The organism is Kitasatospora putterlickiae, assembly GCF_039527695.1.
Classification (GTDB): Bacteria; Actinomycetota; Actinomycetes; order Streptomycetales; family Streptomycetaceae; genus Kitasatospora; species Kitasatospora putterlickiae.
Window position 1 is genome coordinate 2,597 of sequence record NZ_BAAAKJ010000083.1, and the last position, 9,007, is coordinate 11,603.

At 76.5% G+C, this 9,007-nt stretch carries 9 protein-coding genes and 1 pseudogene; 9 read left to right on the forward strand and 1 reads right to left on the reverse strand.

Going from position 1 to position 9,007, the window contains the following annotated elements; all coding sequences use genetic code 11:
* Window positions 1-236: pseudogene (locus tag ABD308_RS09245) on the reverse strand (hypothetical protein); the annotation flags it as partial.
* Between the two features lie 375 nt (window positions 237-611).
* On the opposite strand from ABD308_RS09245, the gene ABD308_RS09250 reads away from it, so the two are divergent.
* The 9 genes from ABD308_RS09250 to ABD308_RS09290 form a co-directional block, all read left to right on the forward strand.
* Window positions 612-1,055, forward strand: a complete 444-nt coding sequence (locus ABD308_RS09250; RefSeq protein WP_344330619.1) for a hypothetical protein — start codon at window positions 612-614, stop codon at window positions 1,053-1,055.
* A complete protein-coding gene (locus tag ABD308_RS09255; RefSeq protein ID WP_344330624.1) occupies window positions 1,052-2,131 on the forward strand; it encodes a polyprenyl synthetase family protein in 1,080 nt (359 codons plus the stop codon). Before ABD308_RS09250 ends, ABD308_RS09255 begins: the two co-directional genes overlap by 4 nt.
* Before the next feature lie 137 nt (window positions 2,132-2,268).
* Entirely contained in the window at window positions 2,269-2,940 is a 672-nt protein-coding gene (locus ABD308_RS09260) for a cupin domain-containing protein (protein WP_344330630.1), read from the forward strand.
* 1,126 nt (window positions 2,941-4,066) lie between these two features.
* Complete coding sequence (locus ABD308_RS09265; RefSeq protein WP_344330633.1) at window positions 4,067-5,164, forward strand: hypothetical protein; 1,098 nt, start codon at window positions 4,067-4,069, stop codon at window positions 5,162-5,164.
* A 29-nt stretch (window positions 5,165-5,193) separates the two neighbouring features.
* On the forward strand, window positions 5,194-6,039 hold the full coding sequence (locus tag ABD308_RS09270) for a hypothetical protein (protein ID WP_344330635.1): 846 nt from the start codon (window positions 5,194-5,196) through the stop codon (window positions 6,037-6,039).
* A 64-nt stretch (window positions 6,040-6,103) separates the two neighbouring features.
* Window positions 6,104-6,676, forward strand: a complete 573-nt coding sequence (locus ABD308_RS09275; protein WP_344330636.1) for a hypothetical protein — start codon at window positions 6,104-6,106, stop codon at window positions 6,674-6,676.
* Window positions 6,677-6,749: 73 nt separating this feature from the next.
* Entirely contained in the window at window positions 6,750-7,604 is an 855-nt protein-coding gene (locus tag ABD308_RS09280; protein ID WP_344330638.1) for an asparagine synthetase B family protein, read from the forward strand.
* Window positions 7,510-8,499 (forward strand): asparagine synthetase B family protein, encoded by a 990-nt coding sequence (locus ABD308_RS09285; RefSeq protein WP_344330639.1) that lies wholly within the window; start codon window positions 7,510-7,512, stop codon window positions 8,497-8,499. Before ABD308_RS09280 ends, ABD308_RS09285 begins: the two co-directional genes overlap by 95 nt.
* A gap of 49 nt (window positions 8,500-8,548) precedes the next feature.
* On the forward strand, window positions 8,549-9,007 hold a 459-nt coding region (locus ABD308_RS09290), incomplete at its 3' end, for an aldehyde dehydrogenase family protein (RefSeq protein WP_344330641.1).

Genomic DNA, 9,007 nt, shown 5'->3' on the forward strand with positions numbered 1-9,007 from the left:
CGGTCGACGACCTCCTCCGCGTACCGGAGCCGGTCGTCGGCGTAGGCCCGCTCCAGCGCCTCGCGGTCGTCCGCCATGAGCCAGGGGAAGCGGTCGGCGAAGGCCCGGGCGTCCCGCTCGGCCGCCGCGACCTCCGCCTCCCAGGCGAGGTAGCCCTCCAACCTCGCGATCTCCGCTCCGGTGTCGACCACCGACCCGACGTTCCGCGCCTTCGGCGGACGCTGCCTGCCACCCATGACCGCTCCCTGTCCCGTGCCGTACCGCGCCGTGCCACGCCGTACCGAGGTGTCCCGTGTGGGTCCCGTGCGGGTTCCGCCCGCCCCCCTTCCGGCGGAGCGCCCCGCGACCAGGCCATCACTACCAGTGACCAGCGGGCACCCGGCCACCGACTCGCCGGACCGCCGCGGCGCGGCCCCGGGAGCCGCCCGGGCGGCAGGCGGCGCGCGATCCACGCCGCACGCCGGGCGGCAGCGGCGCACCCCCGCACGCACCGACGTCGACCACCACCCCCGCGCCGCCGTGGACACGCTCCGCACACGTCCGTGTACCATCGGCGATCAAGGCGGCGCCCCGCCGGCGCCCGACTCAGCCCGTGAACCAGGAGGTCAGCCATGCCCGACGCCGGTCGGTTCAGCGAGTTGGGCGAGCAGGGCTCGCGCGCGGTGATGGAGGCCGCGGCCGTCCTGGAGCGCGAACTGGCCGCCGGACTCGCCGACGCCAAGGTGGCGACGGAGCGGCTGACCATGGAGCACCGGGTCGACCAGGAGGAGTTCGACCAGCTGGTGCGCCGGGTCTCGGAGAACACCCACCAGCTCATCGACGCGGTCAGCGAGCGGGTGCTCACCGGCACCACCGGCGAGGTCTCCGAGCACGCCCAGCGGCTCACCGCCAACGCCCACGACGTCGTCGACCTGCTGCTGCGCCTCGGCTCGCTCGCCCCCGGCCTCGCCAACCGGGGCCTGCAGGACGCCTTCGGACCGCGGCGCGCGGCCCGCCCGGCCGACGGCCCCGACGGTGCGCCCGGCGCCGAGCCGGACGGGCGGCCGCAGGGGTGACGGCCCCGGCACCGTCCCCCGCCCTCGGCGCGCCGCTGGTCGAACACGTGCTGGCCCGCTACCGCGAGCGGACCCTCGCCGAACTCCTGCGCCACATCCCCGAGCAGAGCCCGCCCTACCTCTACGAACTGGCCGCCGACTACCCGACCCGCCCCTGCAAGGGCCTGCGGGCGGCGCTCTGCCTGGCCACCTGCGCGGCCTTCGGCGGGCGGTCCGAACGGGCGCTCAACCCGGCCGTGACCGTGGAGCTGTTCCACAACGCCTTCCTGGTCCACGACGACATCCAGGACGGCAGCGAGCTGCGCCGGGGCGCGCCCACCCTCCCCGCCCGGTACGGCGTCGAGGTCGCGCTGAACGTCGGCAACGCGACCAACCTGCTCGGCCTGCGCCGGGTGATGGCCAACCGGCGGGCGCTCGGCGGGGAACTGGCCTGGCGGCTGTTCGAGGAGACCGAGCTGATGTGCCGCCAGTCCCTGGAGGGCCAGGCCCTGGAGATCGCCTGGATCCGGGACAACGTCTGCGCGCTGACCGGCTCCGACTACTACCGGATGTGCCTGAAGAAGACCTCCTGGTACACCTTCCTCTACCCCTGCCGCTCCGGCCTGCTGGTCGCCGGGGGCGCGGGCGCCGACGCGACCCGGCTGGACCGGTTCGGCTGGTACCTGGGCGCCGCCTTCCAGATCCAGGACGACGTGCTCAACCTCACCGGCGAGGCCGAGGAGTACGGCAAGGAGATCGCCGGGGACCTCTGGGAGGGCAAGCGCACCCTGATGCTGATCCGGCTGCTGGAGCGCGCCACCCCCGCCGAACGGGCCCGGGTGGTGCGCCATCTGAGCCTCACCCGGGCGCGGCGCGGCCCCGGGGCGGCGGAGGAGGTGGCCTGGCTGCTCGACCGGATGGCGGCCTACGACTGCGTGGCGCACGCCCGGGAGGCGGCGGCCGGGCTGGTGGCGGCCGCCGGCCGGGAGGTCGGGGCGGTGCTGGCGGGGGCGCCGGAACCGGAGGACGAGGAGGCGGCGCGGGCCCTGGCGTTCCTCTCCGCGCTGCCGGACTTCGTGGTGGCCCGCGGCCGTTGACCCCTGATCCCCTGGGCGATGTCACCTCGGCTGCGTAGGATCCGCAACGCCGGTCCCCGACCGCGGGAACCGGCCGCGCGGCGGCCCGCGTCACCGGGGATGACGTCGCACAGGTCGAGGTGGGGGTGGGGTGGCCGATGTCCGTACGGTCCGGTCTGCGGGAACTCGAACGGCTCGCCGGGCGGCTGCCGGCCGGCGCGGAGCTGTACCGGCTGCGCCCGGACGGCCGCGTGCTGCTCGCCGACCGCGACGGCGCCCGCGAGTTGGGACCCGGCGCGGCCCACGGGCCGGCCGGCGAGGAACTGCTCCGGTTCATCGACGAGGGCCAGTTCGCCCACTACCTGGTCGGTGACGCCAAGACCTCGCCGGAGCGGCCGTCGAACGCCACCTACAAGCTCGGCATCGTCGCGCCGCGCAGCGCCTTCACGCCGCACGCGCACGGCGGCGAGCACCTGGTGCTCAGCCTCGGCCACGCCGCCTGCGGCCTGTACGACGCCGAGCGGCGCCGGGTGGTCGACGTCCCGCTGACGCCCGGGCTGCTGATCCGGATACCCGAGCTGATGCCGCACTCCTTCGCCAACCGGGGCCGCGAACCGCTCAACATCCTGGCCGCCAACACCGGGTACGGCATCGACCACGAGGACTACGCGATCACCGCCGCCGAGGCCGAGCGCCGCTCGGAGGACGAACTCGCCCAGGCGCTGCGGGCGGTGGAGCGCGGGCAGCGGATCGGGCCGGTCGGCCGGCGGGAGCGGCTGGCCGCCGGGCTGCGCCGGCTGGCGGCGGCGCTGGAGGACGGCTCGCGATGATCTGCCCGCACTGCGAGGCCCGGTTGCTCGCCCGCGAACGCACGGGCCGGGTCTGCGGGCGCTGCCGGCGGCCGTTCGCCCTGGAGCCGAAGCTCACCAACGGCCTGCAGGACCTCCGTCTGAAGCGCACCGTCGAGCGGCTCGGCGACGGCGGGCGGATCCCGCTGACGGTCGAACAGCTCCGCTGGGCGCACCAGGAGCGGGGGCGGGCNNNNGTCCCGCCGGGGCGGCCGCCGAGCCCCCACTTCGACGGCGTCGCCGACGTGTCCCTCGGCCTCGGCCTCGGCGTCGTCTCGCTGGTCGTCGCCTACGTCCTCGCGGTGCACCTCCCCGCCCTCATCGTGATCACCGTCCTGGCCGTCTGCCTCGGGCTCGGCCTGCTCGTGACGATGGCGAAACCGGCGCTCCGGCTGGCGCGGCGCCGAGGGATCGTGCGCCGTTGGAAGCAGGCCGATCTGGCCTGGGAGGAACGGCGGGACGCCCTGTGGCGGGAGCAGGAGGGGTGGACCACGCCGCTGGCCGAGCACACCGCCTGGAGCGTCGCGGCGTTCCGGGGCACGATCACGGACCGGTGGGTCCAGGTCTACGGCGGCCTCCCGGCGGGCGTGGTCGAGGACTCCGCCGTCACGCCCGTCGTGCCCGGGGGCCCGCCGGCCCTCGCGGTGCTCTGCCCCGACCCGACGGTGACCGCCTTCCTGCACGCCAACGCCTTCCCCGAGCGGTACGGGGCCCTGCTCGTCGCCACTCCCGGCGAACTCCCCGACGACGTGCCGGTGGTGGTGCTGCACGACGCCTCGCCGCAGGGCTGCCTGCTGGCCGCCGAGGTCCGCGCCACGCGGCCGGGCGGCCCGGTGGTGGACGCCGGCCTGTCGGCGCGCGCCGTCCTGACGGCACCGGACCGGGCCCTCCACCTGTACGAGCACCAGCGGCGTGAGCCCTTGGAGGCGCTGCTGCGGCGGCTGCCGGGCCTCACCGGGGCGGAGCGCGCCTGGTTCGGGGCGGGCCTGTGGAGCCCGCTCGCCGCCGTCCCGCCCAAACGGCTCCTGGCGATGGCCGAGCGGGCCGCCGAACGGGCGCTGAACCGTCATGTCGGATTCCTCAGCTGGCCGGTGCCGGAGGTGCCGCGATGATCTGCCCGCACTGCTCGAAGGACCTGCTCCAGCGCCAGCGCCCCAAGCGCCGCTGCTCGTACTGCCGCGAGGAGTTCGCCCTCGACCCGAAGCTCGACGGCCTCGGCCTGCACGACGTGCGGATCCGCAAGGTGACGGCGAAGCTCTCCGACGAGGGCCGGCTGACCGTCACCAGCGGGCAGTTGAACTACGCCCTGCAGCACCGGGGCCGGCCGCCGCAGAGGTTCCGGGCCGAGAAGGGCAGCGCGGCCGGGCTGATCGTCCCGGGGCTGATCGCGCTCCTGATGGCCGTCCCGCTGATCGACATCGGCTTCGCCCCGGTGGCCGTGCTGGTCGGGATCACGCTGATCGGCTTCGGCATCCGCCGGCTGGTGCTGTCGGGCGTCCCCGCGCCGGACACCTCGGTGGAGTCGCGGTGGACCCAGGACGCGTTCCGGGACACCGTGCTGAACCGCTGGCGGGCGGTCTACGGCGCGCTGCCGGCCGGCCTGGTGGAGGACACGCTGGTACCGCCCGGACCACCGCCCGCCGACCCGGCGTTCGCCCTGTTCTGCCCGGACCTCACCGTCCGCGTGTTCCTGCGCGCCAACGGCTACGCCGAGCGCCACCGCGCGCTGATCGTCAACAACCTGCGGGCCGTCCCGGCGGGCCTGCCGCTGGTGGTGCTGCACGACGCCTCGCCGCAGGGGCACCTGCTGGTCGCCGAGGCGCGGGCGGCGCGCGCCGGTCGGCGGGTGCTGGACGCCGGGCTGTCGGTGCGCACCGTGCTGGTCGACGAGCACAAGTACACGCTGCTGCGCGACCTGCACCGGCCACGGGAGCTGTACGCGCGGCTGGAGCGCGAGGTGCCGGAGCTGACCGGCAGCCAGCGCGACTGGTTCGCCGCGGGCTGGTGGACCCCGCTGGCCGCGCTGCCGCCCAAGCGGCTGATGGCGGTCGCCGACCGGGCCGCCGAACGGATCACCGCGCCGTCGGCGCGCTCCCCGGAGGCGGAACGGCCGGAGACCCCGGTCGAGACCCGCCGGCGGGCGCTCGCCGTGGGCTTCATGACCTGGCCCGAACCCGGGCCGGACCTCGGCAAGGGCCCCGCGTGACGGCGGGGACGAGGAGAGGCAGGAACCGAATGACCCCGCATCCGCTGCTGGACGGCGCGCTGACCGTCGCCGCCGCCCGGGCCGGGGCGCCCGGCGGGCTGCGGTACACCGAGCGCCAGCTCTACTACGAGCTGTGCCGGGTGCTCCAGCCGCTGCACGCCGGGCCGCGCCGGATCCCGTACACGCTGGCGCCCCCGGTCCGGTACTCCCGGTTCGCGGCCGCGCTCGCCGCGCGCCGCGCGGAGTTGCCCGGCCTGCTCGCGCCGCCCGCGCCCCATCCGACCGGCCCGCGCCCGGCCGCCGCCGCCGCGGAGTCCGACCTCTACGACTACGGGCTGCCCCGGCTGCTGGTCTGCCAGAGCCGGGAGATCACCGCGATGCTGCTCGCCAACGACCTGCACCTGGAGGCCGCCTGCCCGATCGTCGCGGCCGGCGACCTGCCGCTCGACGAACGGCTGGTGGCCGGGCTGGAGCGGGCCGGGGGCGCCGTCGTGCACGTGCTGCACGACGCCAGCCCGTCGGGGCTCGCCCGCTTCGAGGACGTCCGGGCCGCGTACGGGCCAGGCGCCGCCCGGGACGTCCGGGTGCGCTCGATGGGCCTGGTGCCCCGGCACGCCACCACCCTGCACCTGACCTCCGGACGCGGCCCGCACGGCTACCGGGGCCCGCTGCCCGCCGGGCTGCGCCCCGAGGAGCGGGCCTGGCTGGGCAGCGGCCGCACCATCGAACTGGCCGCCGTGCCCCCGGCCCGGCTGCTGCACACCGTGATCCGCCAACTCCGCGGCGGCGGCACGGCCGGACCGCGCCGCACCCCGCTGAGCCGGCGCGTGCGCAACGCGCGCGGCAGCGGCTTCCTCAGCTGGCCCGCCGGCTGAACGCCCGGACCCGCCTCCCCCTCGACCCGCCCGACCCGTCCCGATCCGTGAGGACCCCGCACCCATGAGCAACGCACGCCACCTCGGCTACCGCGACGAACTGCTGGCGGACGGCCAAGTGCACCGCCGGTACGAGGACGGCCGCAGCGAGTGGCGCCGGCGCGGCACCGACCGGCAAATCCACTGGCACGACAGCCTCGGCCGCACCGGTATCGACGAACCCCTCGGCCGCGACCTGGTCAAGCGGCGCTACGCGGACGGCACCGCCGAGTACGGCCGCGACATCGGCTACGGGCGCACCGTGTGGGGCGGCGGGCTGGTCACCCTCAACCGCAGCTCCTTCGGCGGGCGGCTCGGGGTCGTGGTCGGCGCCCTCGGCGTGGCCGGCGTCGCCGCGATCACCGCCGCGCAGCTGCCGCCGGACGCCCTGTCGGAGGACGAGGAGGAGGAACTGCGCGCGCAGGCCCGGCAGCAGTCCGCCGACTCGTCCTCCTCCTCCGGCGGGGGCGGGGACGGGGGCGGTGGGGAGGCCGCGGTGGGCCACGACGACCCCGCCGCCGTCGACCCGGCCGCCGACGACGACTTCGGCGACTGGAACGACTCCGACGACGGCTGGGACGGCGACGACTTCGGCTGAGCCGCCACCGGCTCCCGGCCCCGCCCGCCCGTCCCGGCGCGGGCCGCCCCTCGACGAAAGGCACCGCACCACCATGCCCCGCTGCTGCGCCTGCGCCGGCCCCGACGCCGACCGGGCCCGCACCCACCTCGCCGCGCTCACCGGCTCCCGCGCGCCCGCCGGCGCCCAGGCCGCCCTGCTCCCCGCCGAACCCGGCTTCGCCACCGGCCCGTTCACCGTCGACGGCACCACCGCCGTCGGCGAGGTCACCCTGCACAACCGGCCCGACCTGCTCACCGCCCTCGCCTCGGCCGGCGCCCCGGCGCCCGACGGCTGCCCGGACGGCGAACTGCTGCTGCGCGTGTGGCTGCGGCTCGGCGCGGACGGCCTGCGGCGGGCCGACGGCATGTTCGCGCTCGCCGTCGTCGACGGCGCCGACCTCGTGCTGATCCGCGACCACACCGGCACCCGCACCCTGTTCTACGCCCGCGCCGACGGCTGCTGGGCCGCCTCCACCTCGCTGCGCGCCCTGCGCCACTGGCCCGCCCTCGGCACCGGCCTCAACCTGGCCGCCGTCCGCTCCTTCCTCACCTTCGCCTACCTGCCCGGCGAGGAGACCCTGCTGCGCGGCGTCCACGAGGCGCTGCCCGGCCGGGTGCTGCGCCTCGCCGCCGACGGTTCCGCCCGCCAGGAGCCGTTCTGGGAGCCCGCCGAGCGGCTGCCCGAGGGCGAGGCACCGCCGGCCGAGACGTACGCCGAGGAGCTGCGCGCCCTGCTCGAAGCGGCCACCGCCCGGCGGGGGNNNNCGGCTGCTGCCGGCCGGCGAGCCGGTCGGGGTACTGCTCTCCGGCGGCGTGGACAGCTCACTGGTCACCGCGCTCGCCGCCCGGCTGCACGACCGGCCGGTGCACACCTACTCGATCAGCTTCGGCGACCGGCTGCCCAATGAGCTGGGGTACTCCGGTCTGGTCGCCGGCCACTGCGGCACCCGGCACCGGATCCTCACCGTCTCCGGCGAGGAGGTCGCCGCCCGGCTCGCCGACACCGTCGCCCTGCTGGACAGCCCGGTCGGCGACCCGCTGACCGTCCCCAACCTCATGCTCGCCGAGGCCGTCGCCGCCGACGGGCTCACCGTCTCGCTCAACGGCGAGGGCGGCGACCCGGTGTACGGCGGGCCGAAGAACCTGCCGATGCTGGTGCACGAGATGCACCGGGACGACCCGGCGCCCGAGGCGCGGGCCGAGGCCTATCTGCGCTCCTACCGCAAGTGCTACGAGGACCTGCCCCGGCTGCTCACCGCCGACGCCCTGCGCGCCCTGGCCGGCGAGCCGCGGCCGCGCCGCTTCGTCGCCCCCTACCTGGCCCCCGGGCCGATGCACGCGCTGCTCAACCAGCTGCTGCACTGCAACCTGCGGACCAAGGGCGCCCACCACATCCTCACCAAGGTCGAACGGCTCACCGCCTCGCGCGGGGTGCAGGGCCGCTCGCCGCTGTTCGACCGGCGGGTCGTCGACCACGCCTTCGCCACTCCCCCGACCCTCAAGCTGCGCGGCACGGTGGAGAAGTGGGTGCTCAAGGAGGCCGTGCGGGACCTGCTGCCCGCGGCGGTCGTCGACCGGCCGAAGAGCGGCATGCGGGTGCCGGTCCAGCAGTGGCTGCACGGGCCGCTGCGCGAGCTGTCCGGCGAGCTGCTGCTCGGACGCACCGCCCGCGAGCGCGGACTGGTCCGCCCGGACACCGTCCGCACCTGGATGCGCCGCGAAGGCACCCTGCTGCCGCGCCAGGGCGGCAAGCTCTGGCTGGTGCTCACCCTCGAACTCTGGCTGCGCGCCTACGATCTGTGACCCCGTTGACCGTCCCGTCCTCTGCTGCCCCGGCCCGGGAGGCCCCGTCATGGCACCGACCACCGATTCCCCCGAAGCGCCCGAGTTCCACCTGACCGACCCGCGCACCGGCCACACCCGGGGCACGCTCGTCCCGGCGCGCGGCGGACAGGTCGCCGGGGCGGTGGGCCGCGCACGGGCCGCCGCCCCGCGCTGGCGCGCGCTCACCCCGCGCGAGCGCGAACGCCGGCTGGACGCGCTCGCCGACCTGATCGAGCGCCACCTCACCGAGTACACCGTGCTGGAGCAGGCCGGCACCGGCAAGCCGGAGGCGGAGGCGGCCTCGGAGATACGCGAGGTCGCCGACCTGTTCCGGTTCTACGCGGGCGCCGCGCGCACCGGCACCGCGCCCGCCGCCGGCCGCTACCTGACGGGCCACGAGAGCTGGGTGCGCTGGGAGCCGGTCGGCGTGGTGGCGGCCGTCGTCCCGTGGAACTTCCCGCTGCAGATGGCCGCCTGGCGCGGCGCC

What these genes read in the sequence shown, in the direction of transcription:
- ABD308_RS09265 (WP_344330633.1), top strand. Translation starts at nt 4,067, where the DNA reads ATGATCTGCCCGCACTGCTCGAAGGACCTGCTCCAGCGCCAGCGCCCC.
- ABD308_RS09250 (WP_344330619.1), top strand. Translation starts at nt 612, where the DNA reads ATGCCCGACGCCGGTCGGTTCAGCGAGTTGGGCGAGCAGGGCTCGCGC.
- ABD308_RS09275 (WP_344330636.1), top strand. Translation starts at nt 6,104, where the DNA reads ATGAGCAACGCACGCCACCTCGGCTACCGCGACGAACTGCTGGCGGAC.
- ABD308_RS09270 (WP_344330635.1), top strand. Translation starts at nt 5,194, where the DNA reads ATGACCCCGCATCCGCTGCTGGACGGCGCGCTGACCGTCGCCGCCGCC.
- ABD308_RS09260 (WP_344330630.1), top strand. Translation starts at nt 2,269, where the DNA reads ATGTCCGTACGGTCCGGTCTGCGGGAACTCGAACGGCTCGCCGGGCGG.